The organism is Devosia neptuniae (assembly GCF_025452235.1).
Taxonomy (GTDB): Bacteria; Pseudomonadota; Alphaproteobacteria; order Rhizobiales; family Devosiaceae; genus Devosia.
In genome coordinates this window covers 2,876,663-2,892,353 of record NZ_CP104965.1, presented here as the reverse complement: position 1 = coordinate 2,892,353, position 15,691 = coordinate 2,876,663, and the positions used below count along the sequence as shown (strand labels likewise).

Genomic DNA, 15,691 nt, shown 5'->3' with positions numbered 1-15,691 from the left:
AGATACCGAAAGGCCGGAGCATTGCTCCGGCCTTTTTGTTTGTGCCGTTCGCGCAACAGTGTTGCACCCCTGCGTCAATGACACATTTTAGTCTTAATCCGACGGCCGCGCCGGTTGACGACCTGCCGCAAACAAGACCTACTAGACGTTAACGTCAACGTGGCCGGCAAACGGCCCGACGGACGAAGCGGCGAAAATATGCCGCACTAAATCTGGGAGGATTCTACATGCCACGTATTCGCAGCATCGCGCTGGCCGCACTGCTTGCCGCCTCGAGCATGGGCGCAGCCCATGCCGGGGGCCTCGAAGCCAATGGCTATAATTGGGACCTGTTGTTCGACCCCGGCACCTATGTCGGCAAGGGCACGGTGACCCGGGTCATTATCGACCATGACATTACCAGCCTTGCCGCGCCTGGCCTGGGCACTGTCGCCACCTCGTCCAACCGCACCTATTACAACTTCGCCGCCAAGGGGGATCTGTTCGAGAACGTTTCCTGCCTGGTTTCGGCGCAAAATCCATGGGGTTCGGGCACCGACCGTCTGCTGACCTATGCCGCAGTCACCGGCCAGTCGGCCCGCGAACGCATCTGGTCCAACGATCTGGGCCTGACCTGCTCCTATGGCTTTGACGTCGGCCCCGGCAGCCTCAGCATTATCGGCGGCGTTTCGGCGCAAAGCCTTAATTATGAAGCCCTGGTCCCCGCTCTGCTGCCCGGCCCGACCCTGGGAACGCTCCCGGTCGAGCTGGACGGAAACGGCTTTGGCTGGCGCATCGGCGCGGCCTATGAAGTGCCCGAAATGGCTTTGCGCGTCAGCGCCATCTACAATGCCCCCATCGATTACGACCTGTCCGGCACCTTTGCGGCAGGTCTGCCGGCGGCAGCCAGCGTCACCACGCCCCAGGCCTTTGAGGTCAAGGCGCAGAGCGGCATCGCACCCGGCTGGCTGGTGCTGGGCGGGATCAAGTGGGTGGACTGGTCCGTGGTCGATGCACTGACGGTGACCACGCCCGGCCCCACCTTGACCACTGTGCTCAACTACGAGGACGGCTGGACTGTATCGGCCGGCGTTGGTCACCAACTCACCGAGGACCTGACAATCCTCGCCGGCCTGGTCTGGGACAAGGGCACGTCGCGCCAAAACGGCGCCGGAATCCTGGCCAATGGCACGCAGGCCGATCGCTGGGGCGCCAACCTGGGCGCCGCCTATAAGCCCAGCGCAAATTTCGAACTGTCCGGCGGCGTGTCCTATTCCATGATCGAAGCGGGCACCAATGCGCTGGGGGAAACCTGGGATATCGGCAGCGTCCTGGCCTTCAGCTTCAGCGCCAAGGCATCGTTCTAGGACAGCGGGTCGGGGCCATGCTCCGGCCCCTTTATATCGCCAAGCTCTCTTGAGCGACCGCCGCCAACCACCATATGCCAGGCAGTCAACGAGGGAGCGAAGACTATGCGGACCATTGCCACACTTGCACTCGCCACGGCGATTGGATTGACATTCGGAGGTGCGGCCAAGGCGGAAAGCCGCGATTTCGCGCTGAACAATTTCGACCGCATCGATATCGCCACCGGGCTAGATGCCGTCGTGACCATTGGCGACAGCTTCGCTGTTCGCGCTGAGTCAGGCAGCGCCGATGCCCTCAACAATCTCGAACTCAGCGTCGCCGATGGCGTGCTCACCGCCCGCCTCGATCAGGATTTCCTCGATTTCATCATCAGCGGCGGGCTGGTCGGTATGCTGCTCAACAGCGGCAATGCGGTCACCATCAACATCACCCTGCCCGCCATCTCCGGCGTTTCGGCTAGCTCCGGCGCGGACGTGCGCGCCACCGGCATCAAATCCGACCAGCTTGATCTGGAGGCATCGAGCGGCGCCGACGTCAAGTTGACCGGCGCGACCCTCGGCGCGGTTCGCGCCGGTGCCTCGAGCGGCGCTAGCATCGATCTCTCCGGCACCTGCACCAGCATTGACGCCGAAGCCTCGAGCGGCTCTGGGATCGACGCCGGCGACCTGGTCTGCGCCACGGCTATAGCCGGAGCCTCCAGCGGGGCGGACATTGCCGTGCATGCCAGCCAAAGCGTCAAAGCTGAAGCCTCAAGCGGCGGCGATATCGACATAGAGGGCAATCCAGCCCAGACCGATTTCGACTCATCGAGCGGCGGCGACATTTCGCTCGACGACTGATTGCCGGCATAATGCCCATCGACGCAGGCAAGGAGCGGCCTTAAGGTCATACTCCTGCCTGTCCTCGATTTTTCCGGATTTATCATGCCGATCGGCGTGCTTTACGCGATTGCCGCCTATTCGATCTATGCCTGCGGTGACGCAATCATCAAGGGTTTCGGGCAGACGCTCAGCGTGTTCGAGATCGGCTTTTTCATCGCCCTGTTCTCGCTGGTGCCGGCCATGTTCGCCAAGCCCAAGGGCGAACGCTGGCGCGACAGTTTCCGGCTCAAGCATCCTGCGCTCGTGCATCTGCGCTCGTTCAGCGGCGTGGCGTCTTCGTCGCTGGTGACCTTCGCCTTCGTTACCATCCCCTTTGCCGAGACCTATTCGCTGGTCTTCATGATGCCGCTGTTCATCACGGTCATGTCGGTGCTGCTGCTCAAGGAGCGCGTCCATGCCATGCGCTGGACCATGCTGCTGGCTGGTTTTGCCGGCGTCATGCTCGTGGTGCGGCCCGGCTTTCGCGAATTGGAACTGGGGCACCTGGCGGCTCTGGGCTGCGCCTTTTTCGGCGCGACCACCACCACCGTGCTGCGCATTGTGGCGAGCGAGGAAAAGCGCGTCAGCCTAATCGCCCTGCCCGCGCTCTATCTACTGGTGGTCAATGCCCTGCTCATGGCGCCCAGCTTCATCATGCCGAACTGGCAGCAATTTGCCCTGCTGCTCGCCAGCGGCAGCTTTATCGGCATGGGCCATATCCTGCTGATTGCCGCCACGCGCAACGCCCCGGCCAGCCAGGTCGCGCCCGTGCAGTATGTGCAGATCGTCTGGGCCATCGGCCTGGGCGCCTATTTCTATGCCGAGCACCCCGATCTGCTCGCCTATGCGGGTCTCGCCGTGGTGATCCTTAGCGGGCTCGTCAACGTGTTCATCGACGGCGCTCGCGCCCGCATTGCCGGGCGCTTTGCCGAATACCGCGCCCGACCCGGCCCCAAGACCAATATTACCGAGGTGCAGGGCCCCGAAATTTAGCGGGTTTGCTGGGCTTTCGGCGGTCGACGGCTTCGCGGCAAACTCGTATGGTAGATTTGTTTCCCCGAGTCCTCTTCATATTTTGGATATTGCGATGCCGGTCGGCGTCATTCTGGCCTTTTTGGCCTATGCCAGCTTTTCAATGGCCGACGCCCTGATCAAGGCAACCGGCCCCGCCATGTCGGTTTTCGAGATCGCGTTCTTTACGACCAGTTTTTCGATCATTCCCGCCATGCTGACCAAGCGCAATGAGCGCTGGCGCGACCTCTACAAGCTCAAGCACCCCTTTCTGGTGCATCTGCGCTGCGCCACGGCAATCGGTGGCACGGCCTGCGTCATGTATGCCTTTACCCACATTCCGTTTGCCGACGTCTATGCCGTGGGTTTCCTGACGCCGATCATGGTCACCCTGCTCGGCGTGCTGGTGCTCAAGGAACATGTGGCGGTGCATCGCTGGCTGCTGCTGATCATCAGCTTTCTCGGCGTCGTGCTGGTGATCCGCCCCGGCGTGCGCGAGCTGCAGCTGGGGCATCTGGCGATATTCTGCAGCGTGTTTTTCGGCGGCGTGACCACCATCATCCTGCGGCATGTTGCGCCGCGGGAGCGTCGGGTGAGCCTGGTGGGGCTGCAGGTGATCTATTCGGGCCTGGTCAACGGGCTGCTGATGATCCCGTTTTTCGTGCTGCCGTCGCTCGAGCAATTGGCAGTGTTTGTCGGCATCGGCCTGATGGGCGGCACTGGCGGGCTGCTGCTGATTTCGGCGGCGAAGCGATCGCCGGCCAATCTGTTGGCGCCGGTGCAATATAGCCAATTGATCTGGGCCATCGTGTTCGGCGCGGCGTTTTTTGGCGAGTACCCCGACTGGGTGGCCATTGTCGGCCTCGTCATTGTGCTGACTGCGGGCCTTGCCAATGTGCTGACCGACAAGATCAAGATCGTCTGGAAGCCGCGGCTGTTCTTCTACCGCACCGGCCTGTAGGCAATGACCTCACCCTGCGACAAGCGCAGGATGAGGTCTTGATATTTTTAGAGCCCGGCCCGCACGGCGGCGATGGCCTCGGCGGCTTTGGAGCCGTCCGGTCCGCCGCCCTGCGCCATGTCGGGACGGCCGCCGCCGCCCTGCCCGCCCAAAGCCGCCGTGGCCAGCTTGATCAATTCGCCGGCCGCGTAGCGCGCTGTCAGGTCCTGCGTCACGCCGACGGCTACAGTGCCCTTTCCGTCTTCGCCCTTGAGCACGACGGTGACCACGCCCGAGCCGATGCGCTTCTTCTCGGTATCGACCAGGCCCTTGACGTCCCTTGCCTCGATGCCCTCGACGGTGCGACCCACATAGATGACGCCATTGACAGTTTCGTCCACCGCGGCAGCAGCGCCGGAACTGCCGCCGCCCAGAGCCAGCTTCTTGCGGGCATCGCTCAGCTCACGCTCGATCTTCTTGATATTGTCCTGCAACGCCGTGATGCGATCGAGCACTTCGTGGCTGCCCGAGCGCAGCAGCCCAGCAGCCGCATTGACGATGGCGACATTGGTATTGCCGCGATGGCGGGCAGCCTTGCCGGTCAAAGCCTCGATGCGGCGCACGCCGGCGCCGACCGCGCTTTCGGCAACGATCGAGATCAGGCCAATATCGCCAGTGCGGCGCACATGAGTGCCGCCGCACAATTCGACCGACCAACCCAGGCCATTGCCCGTCGGTTCACCCATGGCAACCACGCGAACCTCATCGCCATACTTCTCGCCGAACAGGGCGCGGGCGCCGGATTCCTTGGCTTCCTCCACGCCCATCAGGCGCGTCTCGACCGGCGTGTTCTGCAACACGATAGCATTGGCGATGTCTTCGACCTCAGCCATTTCCTGGTCGCTCACCGGCTTGGTGTGCACGAAATCGAAGCGCAGCCGATCGGGGGAAACCATCGAACCCTTCTGAGCGACGTGATCGCCCAGCACGATGCGCAGTGCTTCATGCAGCAAATGGGTGGCGGAGTGATTGGCGCGGATCGACGAACGGCGGCTGTGATCCACCAGCAATTCGAGCGGCTGGCCGACCTTGAGGGCACCGGCGGTTACTGTCACCTTGTGGGCAAAGACACCGTGGAATTTCTGCGTGTCTGAGACCGTGGCGGCAACGCCTTCGCCCTTGAGGGCGCCGGTATCGCCGACCTGACCGCCGCTTTCGCCATAGAACGGGGTTTGGTTGACGACCACGAAACCCTCTTCGCCTTCAGCCAGCGACGCGACTTCCGCACCGCCCTTGACCAGAGCGATGACGACGCCTTCGGCGATCTCGGTTTCGTAACCCAGGAATTCGGTGGGACCGAGCTTGTCGGCCAGGCCATACCAGATCGTGTCGGTGGCAGCTTCGCCCGACCCGGACCAGCTCTTGCGGGCTTCGGCCTTCTGCTGGGCCATGGCGGTATCGAACCCGGCCTGATCGACAGTAATGCCGCGCGAGCGCAATGCATCCTCGGTCAGATCGAGCGGGAAGCCATAGGTGTCGTAGAGCTTGAAGGCGGTGGCGCCATTCAGCACCTGGCCTTCGCTCAGATCCTTGCTTTCGTCGGCCAGAATCTGCAGGCCACGGCCCAGCGTCTTGAGGAAGCGGCCCTCTTCGAGCTTGACGGTTTCGCTGATCATGGATTCGCCGCGGCTGAGCTCGGGATAAGCCTGGCCCATCTCGCGCACCAGGGTCGGCACTAGCTTGTGGATCACCGGCTCGCTGGCACCCAGCAGGGTCGCATGGCGCATGGCGCGACGCATGATGCGGCGCAGCACATAGCCGCGGCCTTCGTTCGACGGCAACACGCCTTCGGCGATCAGGAAAGACATCGAGCGCAGATGATCGGCAATGACGCGCAGGCTGCGATTGCCTTCGCCATTGATATCGGCGCCGGTTGCCGAGGCGGCAGCGCTGATCAGCGCCTTGAACAGGTCGATATCGTAATTGTCGTGCACGCCCTGCATGACGGCGGCGACGCGCTCGAGGCCCATACCGGTGTCGATCGAGGGGCGCGGCAGGCCGGTTCGCGAACCATCGGCATGCTGCTCGAACTGCATGAACACCAGGTTCCAGATTTCGATCCAGCGATCGCCATCTTCCTCCGGCGAGCCCGGAGGGCCGCCCCAGACGTGATCGCCGTGGTCGTAGAAAATCTCCGAGCACGGGCCGCAGGGACCGGTATCGCCCATCTGCCAGAAATTGGACTTGGCGCCGAGCCGCACGATGCGATCCTCGGAGAGGCCCGCGATCTTCTTCCAGAGCTCAAGCGCCTCGTCATCGTCCTCATAGACGGTGACCATCAGCTTGTCCTTGGGCAGGCCCCAATCCTTGGTCAGCAGATTCCAGGCCAATTCGATCGCGCGATCCTTGAAATAATCGCCGAACGAGAAATTGCCGAGCATCTCGAAAAAGGTGTGATGGCGCGCGGTGAAGCCGACATTGTCGAGGTCATTGTGCTTGCCGCCGGCGCGCACGCATTTCTGCGCCGAGGTTGCCGTCGAATAGGGGCGCTTTTCGACGCCGGTAAAGACGTTCTTGAACTGCACCATGCCCGCATTGGTGAACATCAGCGTCGGATCGTTGCGCGGCACCAATGGGCTCGACGGCACGGCCTCGTGACCATTGCGGGCGAAGTAATCGACAAAACTCGAGCGGAGATCGTTTACGCTGGTCATCAACAGGCTTTCATCGGAATGGCGCGAGCGCGCCGCAGAAGGTCGCGGGCTTTCTATCGCGGGGTTTACGCCTCTGTCCAGCATTGCGGCAGCAAGAGGGCATCTAGAGCAGCCAATCGTGGCCGAAAAAGCAAAGGAGGCAGCGCCTTCGCGCCACCTCCCAAATGTCTTGCATGGGCAGGATGACTATTCGTCGGTGGTTTCTTCGTCACCACCCGAGACCAGCAGCACTTCGCCAAGCAGGCCCGAGCTTTCGCGCACACCGCGTTCGATGGTCGCCGCTGCATCCGGATTGTCCTTGAGGAACTGGCGCGCATTCTCGCGGCCCTGCCCCAGACGCTGGCTATCCCAGGAGAACCAAGCGCCGGATTTCTCGACAATGCCGGACTTGACGCCCAGATCGATCAACTCGCCGGTCTTGGAAATACCTTCGCCATACATGATGTCGAATTCGACCTGGCGGAACGGGGGCGCCAGCTTGTTCTTGACCACCTTCACGCGGGTCTGGTTGCCCACGATTTCTTCGCGATCCTTGATCGCGCCGATCCGGCGAATGTCGAGACGGACCGAAGCATAGAACTTGAGCGCGTTACCGCCCGTCGTGGTTTCGGGCGAACCGTACATCACGCCGATCTTCATGCGAATTTGGTTGATGAAGATGACCAGGCATTTCGACTTGGAAATCGACGAGGTCAGCTTGCGCATAGCCTGGCTCATCAGGCGGGCCTGCAAACCGGGAAGAGAATCGCCCATCTCGCCCTCGAGTTCCGCACGCGGCGTCAGCGCCGCTACCGAATCGACCACCAGCACATCGATGGCGCCGGAACGCACCAGAGTATCGGTGATTTCCAGAGCCTGCTCGCCAGCATCGGGCTGGGAGATCAGCAGATCATCGACATTGACGCCCAGCTTGCGGGCATAGATCGGATCGAGCGCATGTTCCGCATCGACGAAGGCGCAAATGCCACCGGCACGCTGCGCCTCGGCAATGACATGCAGCGCCAGCGTAGTTTTACCGGAGCTTTCCGGCCCGAAAATCTCGACAATGCGGCCCTTGGGCAGGCCACCAATGCCCAAAGCGATGTCGAGGCCGAGCGAACCGGTGGAGATGGCCTCCACTTCGATCGATGCAGCCTCGCCCAGCCGCATGATCGAGCCCTTGCCAAAGCTGCGCTCGATCTGGCCGAGTGCAGCGGCAAGTGCCTTTTCTTTATCCATCGTTCCACCCTCAACAACGCGAAGCGGCGAGCTAGCCATAGTTCTCTCCTTATTTCACGCTCTGGGGGGCCGCGCAACGCGTTGGCACCGCAGGTCGCTGTCCATTTAATGTGCCCTATTTGTTCTCATTTTGTTTCCCGAGTGTCAAGTAGGGAACCAGAACAAAATAAGAAAACAGGCCCGGGACGTCAGGAGAGCAGAATCGTTTCCCCGATTTCGAGGCCAAAGCCGCCCAGGCCGACATATTGGCGGCCGGAGGTGGTCATCAGGGCAATGGATTTGACGCCCAGATCGCGCAGCATCTGCGAGCCCACGCCAATCTCGCGCCAGCCCTTCATGCGCTTGACGGCGCTGCCGTGATGCTCGCCGCCCTGCCCGTCCTGGGTCGGGGAGCGGCGGCTATCCTCTTCACGGTCTCCGGCCGAGGCACCGCGGAGCAGGAGGACAATGCCAGTGCCGCCGCGGGCGATGATTTCGGCCACGGCGCGTTCCACCGGATCGGCATCGCCGGCGGCCCGGCCCAGCAGATCGCGCAAGGGCTGCTCGCGCACGATGCGGCACGGCACGTTGCTCTTGCCCTCGACGTCGCCCAGCACCAAAGCCACCTGCTGCACGGGATCGAACGGGGTCTGATAGGCATAGGCCACGGCGGGCAAGCCAGCCACCATGGTGGGCACGACGGCCTGGCGCGAGAGGAACTTTTCCTGTGTCAAACGATAGGAAATCAAATCCTCGATCGAGATGATCTTGAGATTGTGCTCCTGAGCGAAGGCGATCAGTTCGGGCAGGCGCTTGACGGTGCCGTCGTCATTGACCACTTCGGCCAGCACGCCGGCCGGCTCAAGCCCAGCCATGCGGGCCAAATCGATACCCGCCTCGGTATGGCCGGAGCGGGCGAGCACGCCGCCCTCGCGGGCCAGCAGCGGAAAGATATGGCCGGGGCGGATGAAATCGCCAGCATGCGCATTGCCGCCGGCCAGCGCCCGGATCGTCGCGGTCCGCTCGGTGGCGGAAATGCCGGTGGTCATGCCGACGCGATAGTCGACCGTGACAGTGAAGGCCGTGCGGAATGGATCGATATTGTTGGCGACCATGGGATCGAGATTGAGCGCGGCGGCGCGCTCGAGCGTCATGGGCACGCAGATGATGCCGCTGGTGTGGCGGATCATGAAGGCGATCTTTTCCGGCGTCGCCTTGCTGGCCGCCATGATCAGGTCGCCCTCGTTCTCGCGGTCGGTATCGTCCACCACCACCACGAGTTCACCTGCGGCAATCGCCGCGAGCGCACTTTCGACGCTATCCAGCATGGTCAAGTCATCCCCGGCGCCGCCCTGGCGCAGCCCTGGATATAGAGACGCCAGGGACTTGGCACAATCCAACGCAAGGCGCAGGTGCGGCAAGATTTTATTAGTATGATTTTTGGGCTTGCCTAGAGTACCCCTGTTGCGTTCTATGCCTGCCACCAGTCTGGCCCGCCGGGCCGCCCCGCGGGAGGAACACATATGAATCTGATCCAGTATTTCGATCTCAATGGCGAACGAGCCGTGGGCGCGGTGGATGGCGATGTCACACGCCAGGTCAATGGCGCGACCAGCGTCTATGCCCTGGCCCAGGCCGCCATTGCCGCTCAAACCGGCATTGGCGCGCTGATTGCGCAGCAGGGACTGGGCGAGACGGTCGACAAGGCAGCGTTGCTGGCCGAGGGCCGGCTGCTGGCGCCGGTGGATCATCCTGATCCGGCCCATCTCTATGTCACAGGCACGGGCCTAACCCATCTGGGCTCCGCAGCAACGCGCGACGCCATGCACAAGTCCAACGGCACCAAGACCGAGGACAACCTGACCGATTCCATGAAGATGTTCCGCATGGGCCTGGATAACGGCAAGCCCACAGACGGCACCAAGGGCGTGCAGCCCGAATGGTTCTACAAGGGCAATGGCTACACCGTGGTCAATCCCGGCCACCCCATTCCCTCGCCCAGCTTTGCGCTCGACGCGGGCGAAGAGCCGGAAATCGCTGGCATCTATCTCATCGATCACAATGGCCAGCCGCGTCGGCTGGGCTTTGCCCTGGCCAATGAATTTTCCGATCACGTGACCGAGCGGATCAACTATCTCTACCTGGCGCACTCCAAGCTGCGCGCCTGCTCGTTTGGGCCGGAACTGCGGCTGGGCGATCTGCCGGCCCATATCGAGGGCAAGTCGCGCATCTGGCGCGATGGCCAGGTGATCTGGGAAAAGCCGTTCCTCAGCGGCGAGGACAATATGAGCCACACCATCGCCAACCTCGAATATCACCACTTCAAATACGAGCTGTTCCGCAATCCCGGCGACATCCATGTGCATTGCTTCGGCACGGCAACGCTGAGCTTTGCCGACGGCATTTCGACCAAGCCCAACGATATTTTCGAGATTGAGGAAGCCCAGTTCGGCGCGGCGCTGCGCAACCCGATCCGTGTGGAAACCGAGCATCCCGTCATCGTCGGCAACGTCTATTAAGCGCAGCGGCTTTACGGCGGCCAACTAACATGTCAGTTATCCCTCACCTGGGAGGACGTCATGACGGCACGCATAATCGAGAAGCGCCAGATCGGTAAAACCGGTCTGGAAATCACCACACTGGGGCTCGGTTGCGCCTCCCTGGCCGGCATTTTCACCGATGTGCCGGCCGACCAGGCGAGGGCCACGATAAGCCACGCCCTCGATGTGGGGATAAACTATGTCGATACGGCGCCTCAATATGGCTATGGCCGCTCCGAACATCTGGTCGGCGACGTACTGCGGGAGCGCCGGGCCGGCACGGTGCTCTCGACCAAGGTGGGCCGCAAGCTCAAGCCGGTGACGGGGTGGAGCGAGCCGCATAACTGGGTCAATCCCCTGCCCTTTGACCAAGTGTATGACTATTCCTATGACGGCGTGATGCGCTCCTATGAGGACAGCCTGCAGCGGCTGGGCATGAATGGCGTCGATATTCTTTATGTGCACGATATTGGCACGGCGACCCATGGCATCGAGGGCAACAAGCCCTTGTGGAAGCAGCTCGAGACCGGCGGCTATCGGGCCCTGCGGGAGCTGCGCGACAGCGGCGCGGTCAAGGCGATCGGGCTGGGCGTCAATGAGTGGCAGGTGCTGATGGACGCCTTTGCGCTGGGCGATTGGGACGTGTTCCTGCTCGCCGGGCGCTATACCTTGCTCGAACAGACTTCGCTCAGTCCTTTCATGACGACATGCCTGGAGCGCGGCGCCTCGGTGGTGATCGGTGGACCGTTCAATTCGGGCATTCTGGTGGGCGGCTCCACCTTCAACTATGCCAAGGCGCCGCAGGCCATTGTCGACCGCGTCAAGGCGCTGGAAACCGTCTGCCAGGACTTTGGCGTGGCCCTGCCCGCCGCGGCTTTGCAATTCCCGCTGACGCATCCGGCGGTGTGCAATGTCTTGCCGGGACCGAAATCTCCCGAAGAGCTGGATGGTATTCTCAAGTGGTGGGACGCCAAAATTCCGGATGCGCTGTGGGGGGAATTGGCCAATCAGGGGCTGCTGGCGGTGGGGACACCCATTCCGGGCGGCGTCGCTTGACGACTACGCCGAACAGGCGTTGAATAACCAAACGGTTTTGCAACCAAAGGTCATTCATGCCGACGTCTGCCAATCTCGACGCCACGTTCCAGGCCCTGTCCGACCCGACCCGGCGCGCCATTCTGGCGCGGCTGGCGCAGGGCGAGGCATCGGTTATGGAGCTTGCCGAGCCCTTTGATATGAGCCAGCCGGCCATCTCCAAGCATCTCAAAGTGCTGGAGAATGCTGGGCTGATTTCCCGTGGCCGCGACGCCCAGCGGCGACCCTGCAAGCTCGAGGCGCAGCCGCTGGCCGAGGCGACAGGCTGGCTGATCGAATATCGCAAATATTGGGAATCCCAGTTCGATCGGCTCGATGACCTGCTGGATGAACTCAAGCGGCTCGAGGCGATGACGGGCAAGACCTGAGGGAGAGCAGGATGGCATTTGGCGGACCGTTGCGGATATCCATGCCCAGCGACACCGAAATTCTCACCGAGCGCGACTTTGCTGCGCCCCGGCATCTGGTTTTTGCCTGCTACACCCAGCCGCCGCTGATCAAGCGCTGGCTTACCGGCCCGCCGGGCTGGACCATGCCAGTCTGCGTCTTTGAGCCCCGGCCGGGTGGCCGCTACCGCTATGAATGGCACAAGGGCGAGGAACGTCTGGCCATGTCCGGCGTGATCCATGCCATCGCTGTGCCGGAGCATATTCTGAGCGAAGAGGCGTTCGATCAGGACGCGACAGGTGGGACGTCGAAGTCTGCGGTGGATTTTGCGGAAAAGCCGGAGGGCACCACGGTGGTCAATCGGCTGACTTATGCGTCCAAGGCCCTGCGGGATCAGATTGCGGCGACGGGCATGGCCGAGGGCATGGAGATGAGTTTCCAGCATCTCGATGCGTTGCTGGCGGAGGGGTGGGGTTCCTGACCCGCCCCCAGTAGACCTCATCCTGAGCTTGTCGAAGGACGAGGTCGTGGCACCCCAATCTCCACTCGCGCGACCTCGTGGTTCGACAGGCTCACCATGAGGTCTCTACTGCCCTAGTTCAAATCCAGAGCATAAGCCTTGAGCACGCCAAGGGGGATAAGTCCGAGTACCGCCTGATTGGTCGAGCGCAGGAACACCTTTGGCGCCTTGCCAGCGGCATGGGCTTGGGCCCAGCGGCCGGCAACGAGGCACCACCGGTTGCCGCTCACCAGACCCGGAAACGAGAATTCCGGATGTGGTGTCGAGAGGTCATTGCCGACCGAGGCGGAGAATTCGAGGAATTCGTCGGTCGCCTCAATGCAGACCAGGTGCACAGCGGCGCTGTCTGGTCCGGCGGCGCAATAGCCGGTGCGGAAAAAGCCGGTGAGCGGATCACTGGAACAGGGTTGCAGGGGCTCTCCTAGCACATTGAACTCGGCGCCGCCGAAGCGACCCAACTCGTTCAATTGACCTCGCCCTTGCCCAGCCGCTGCAGCACTTCCTTGACCTTGGAATTGATCTGATCGAGCGAATAGGGCTTGGGCAGGAAGTCCACGCTCTGGTCGTCCTCGATATCGCGGCGCACGCTTTCCTCGGCATAGCCGGAGACGAAAATCACCTTGAGGTCAGGCATTTGCTTGCGCACATGCTTGAGCAGGCTCGGCCCGTCCATTTCCGGCATCACGACGTCGGAAATCATCAGATCGATCTTGAAGTCGATATCTTCGAGCACCTCGAGCGCTTCTTCGCCGCCATCGGCCTCGAACACTTCATAGCCCGTGGCACGCAGGGCGCGAGCGGAGAAGGCGCGCACACTTTCCTCGTCTTCCACCAGCAGAATACGTTCCTGGCCGGTGAGATCGCGCGCCGGGGCTGCAATAGCCACCTTGCTGGCCACTTCGTTCTCATTGGGCACATGGCGGGGCAGGAAAATCTTGAAGGTCGTGCCGACCCCGACGGTCGAGACCGGATAGATATAGCCCTCGGTCTGCTTGACGATGCCATAGACCGTCGAGAGGCCAAGGCCCGTGCCCTTGCCCAATTCCTTGGTGGTGAAGAAGGGCTCGAAAATCTTGGCGATGACGTCCTGGCTCATGCCGGTGCCGGTATCTTGCACGTCGATCAAAACGAAATCGGCCGGCACCATGCCCTCGAAGGTCAGACGTTCGGCCTCGGCCTGCTCGACATTGGAAGTGCGGATGGTGATGGCGCCGCCATCAGGCATGGCGTCGCGGGCATTGACCACGAGGTTGATGATGACCTGTTCGAGCTGCACCACATCGGCCCGGACCGGCCAGATATTGCGGCCATGCTCGACGGTGAGCGTATTCTTCTCCCCGATCATGCGCTTGAGCAGCACGGTCAGATCATCAACGATCAGCGGCAGTTCGAGCACTTGCGGACGCAGCGTCTGCCGGCGCGAGAACGCCAGCAATTGCCGGGTCAGGCCCGCGGCGCGATTGGCATTCTGCTTGATCTGCATCAATTCGCTGAACGAGGGATCGCCCGGCTTGTGCTTGAGCAGGAGCAGGTCGGAAAAGCCGATAATGGCGGTCAGCAGATTGTTGAAATCATGCGCTACGCCGCCCGCGAGTTGGCCCACAGCCTGCATTTTCTGGCTCTGGGCGAACTGAGCTTCCAGCTTGCGCTGGTCAGTCATGTCGAGGGCATAGACATTGACCTGCTCGGCCGAGCCTTCGCTGAGCTCCGATGCCGACAGATAAAGCCGCACGGCATGATCGCCCTCGGCATTGAGCAGAGCATCGACCGGCTCGACCTCGGAGCGGTTCGCCGTAGCGTCGCCGATGGCGCGGGCAAACTTGTCGCGGCTGCCCTCCCCGATTAGTTCGCTCAGCGGCTGCATTTCGAGGCTTTTTTCCTCGCCCGACCATTTGAAAATGCGCCCGAACGGGGCATTGGTGCGGATAATGCGACCTTCACCATCCAGCGTGGCAATGGCAAACGGGGTGTCGTTGAAGAAGCGCGAGAACCGCACTTCGGCGGCGCGCAGCTCTTCCTCGGTGTCGGGGGCGCTCGACATGTCGAGCACCAAGGTGCGCGTCTCGCCCAATTCACCATCGGCCATGCGGGCGGCGCGATGCAGCAGGCGCACGGGAAGGCTGGTACCATTGCGGCGGACCAGGTCGATATCGATGACTTCCGTCGAAATCTCGCCATCGCCACGGCCACGCATCAACAGCGTCGCGCCGTCGCCGCGCACGATGTCGGAGAGGCCCAGATGGCCGGCATTGAACTCGGCCAGGTCGTAGCCGAGCCAATCCGATAGCGTCGAATTGAGATATTGAATGCGGCCATGCGCGTCGGCCGAGAAGAAGCCGGCCGGGGAATGATCGAGATAATCGATGGCGCGCTGCAGGTCGCGGAAGGCGCTCTCATTGTTGTCGCGGTCGCGGGTGATGTCTTCCACCGACCAGATGACCAGCGGCTTTTTGGTTTCGTCGCTCTCGGGCAAGGGGCGCACGGCGACGCGATACCAGAAGGGGCGTGCGCTCTCGGCCTGCGAGCCACCCAGTCCACCGACGAGGCGGATATCTTCGACCGCACTGCGGCCATCCTTGGCGGCACGGGAGAGGCGATAAATCGCTTCGCTGGCGTCGGACTGGCCGGCGAACAGGCGCGGCACGCCCACGGGCAAGCCATTGTTCAGCGCGCCACTGAAATTGCCATAGTGGGCGTTGACGTAGGAAATCTTGCCGTCGCGATCGGACACCACCGCGCCGAAGGGCAGGCTATCGACCACGGCGCGGGAAATGGTGCGGCGTTCCGCGTTGCCGGCAAAGCGGAACAGGCCCGCGGCCAACCCGAACAGGCAGAACACGCCGACCACGGCCAGGATGCCGACAAAGGTCATCACCAGATCCATCGGGATCCGGTCGCTGAAGAAGGAAAAGACGACGGCCAACGCTACCAGCGCCACGCCCAGGGCCACAACGCGCCACAGCCCGGCGCTGCTGCGCTCGGAGGCCAGAAGTGGATCGGGATAGGTGTCCTCGCCGAGCGGCGTCGATGCCATGGGTCGTGGTGCTCCGGATGACGGTGAGTCGGGGCGAATCAGGGCC

Annotated in this window: 13 protein-coding genes; 8 read left to right on the top strand and 5 right to left on the bottom strand. The window is 62.3% G+C overall.

The annotated features are described in order from the left end of the window. Positions 1-227: 227 nt before the first annotated feature. The 4 genes from N8A98_RS16970 to N8A98_RS16955 all read left to right on the top strand — a co-directional run bounded on the left by N8A98_RS16970 (position 228) and on the right by N8A98_RS16955 (position 4,179). Positions 228-1,346 carry an OmpP1/FadL family transporter gene (locus N8A98_RS16970; RefSeq protein WP_262167032.1) on the top strand — a complete coding sequence of 373 codons (1,119 nt, stop codon included), beginning with the start codon at positions 228-230 and terminating at the stop codon, positions 1,344-1,346. Between the two features lie 105 nt (positions 1,347-1,451). Next, a complete protein-coding gene (locus N8A98_RS16965; RefSeq protein ID WP_262167031.1) occupies positions 1,452-2,186 on the top strand; it encodes a head GIN domain-containing protein in 735 nt (244 codons plus the stop codon). Positions 2,187-2,270: 84 nt separating this feature from the next. Beyond that, a complete protein-coding gene (locus tag N8A98_RS16960) occupies positions 2,271-3,200 on the top strand; it encodes a DMT family transporter (RefSeq protein WP_262167030.1) in 930 nt (309 codons plus the stop codon). Between the two features lie 94 nt (positions 3,201-3,294). Further along, positions 3,295-4,179: a DMT family transporter gene (locus tag N8A98_RS16955; RefSeq protein ID WP_162740163.1), complete on the top strand. Its 885-nt coding sequence runs from the start codon at positions 3,295-3,297 to the stop codon at positions 4,177-4,179. A 47-nt stretch (positions 4,180-4,226) separates the two neighbouring features. On the opposite strand, the gene alaS is transcribed toward N8A98_RS16955, so the two are convergent. From alaS to ribB, 3 genes are all read right to left on the bottom strand, one after another. Next, the gene (alaS, locus tag N8A98_RS16950) at positions 4,227-6,872 is read right to left on the bottom strand and encodes an alanine--tRNA ligase (protein ID WP_262167029.1); all 2,646 of its coding nucleotides are present in this window, start codon (positions 6,870-6,872) and stop codon (positions 4,227-4,229) included. A gap of 186 nt (positions 6,873-7,058) precedes the next feature. Beyond that, complete coding sequence (gene recA / locus N8A98_RS16945; RefSeq protein ID WP_113121172.1) at positions 7,059-8,129, bottom strand: recombinase RecA; 1,071 nt, start codon at positions 8,127-8,129, stop codon at positions 7,059-7,061. Between the two features lie 149 nt (positions 8,130-8,278). Continuing rightward, on the bottom strand, positions 8,279-9,397 hold the full coding sequence (gene ribB, locus N8A98_RS16940; RefSeq protein WP_262167026.1) for a 3,4-dihydroxy-2-butanone-4-phosphate synthase: 1,119 nt from the start codon (positions 9,395-9,397) through the stop codon (positions 8,279-8,281). 195 nt (positions 9,398-9,592) lie between these two features. Between ribB and araD1 the strand changes: the two genes are divergently transcribed. Genes araD1 through N8A98_RS16920 form a run of 4 tightly spaced genes read left to right on the top strand, consistent with a single transcriptional unit; the run spans position 9,593 to position 12,572 of the window. After that, entirely contained in the window at positions 9,593-10,588 is a 996-nt protein-coding gene (gene araD1, locus N8A98_RS16935; RefSeq protein ID WP_262167025.1) for an AraD1 family protein, read from the top strand. Between the two features lie 60 nt (positions 10,589-10,648). Then, positions 10,649-11,665: an aldo/keto reductase gene (locus N8A98_RS16930; protein ID WP_262167023.1), complete on the top strand. Its 1,017-nt coding sequence runs from the start codon at positions 10,649-10,651 to the stop codon at positions 11,663-11,665. Between the two features lie 56 nt (positions 11,666-11,721). After that, entirely contained in the window at positions 11,722-12,072 is a 351-nt protein-coding gene (locus N8A98_RS16925) for an ArsR/SmtB family transcription factor (protein ID WP_262167021.1), read from the top strand. Positions 12,073-12,083: 11 nt separating this feature from the next. Next, on the top strand, positions 12,084-12,572 hold the full coding sequence (locus N8A98_RS16920) for an SRPBCC domain-containing protein (protein ID WP_262167019.1): 489 nt from the start codon (positions 12,084-12,086) through the stop codon (positions 12,570-12,572). A 113-nt stretch (positions 12,573-12,685) separates the two neighbouring features. Here the strand turns inward: N8A98_RS16920 and N8A98_RS16915 are convergent, their stop codons facing one another. Further along, on the bottom strand, positions 12,686-13,078 hold the full coding sequence (locus tag N8A98_RS16915) for a DUF2237 family protein (RefSeq protein ID WP_262167017.1): 393 nt from the start codon (positions 13,076-13,078) through the stop codon (positions 12,686-12,688). Further along, a complete protein-coding gene (cckA, locus tag N8A98_RS16910) occupies positions 13,075-15,645 on the bottom strand; it encodes a cell cycle histidine kinase CckA (protein ID WP_262167015.1) in 2,571 nt (856 codons plus the stop codon). The genes N8A98_RS16915 and cckA overlap by 4 nt, the downstream gene beginning before the upstream one ends. Positions 15,646-15,691: the final 46 nt, after the last annotated feature.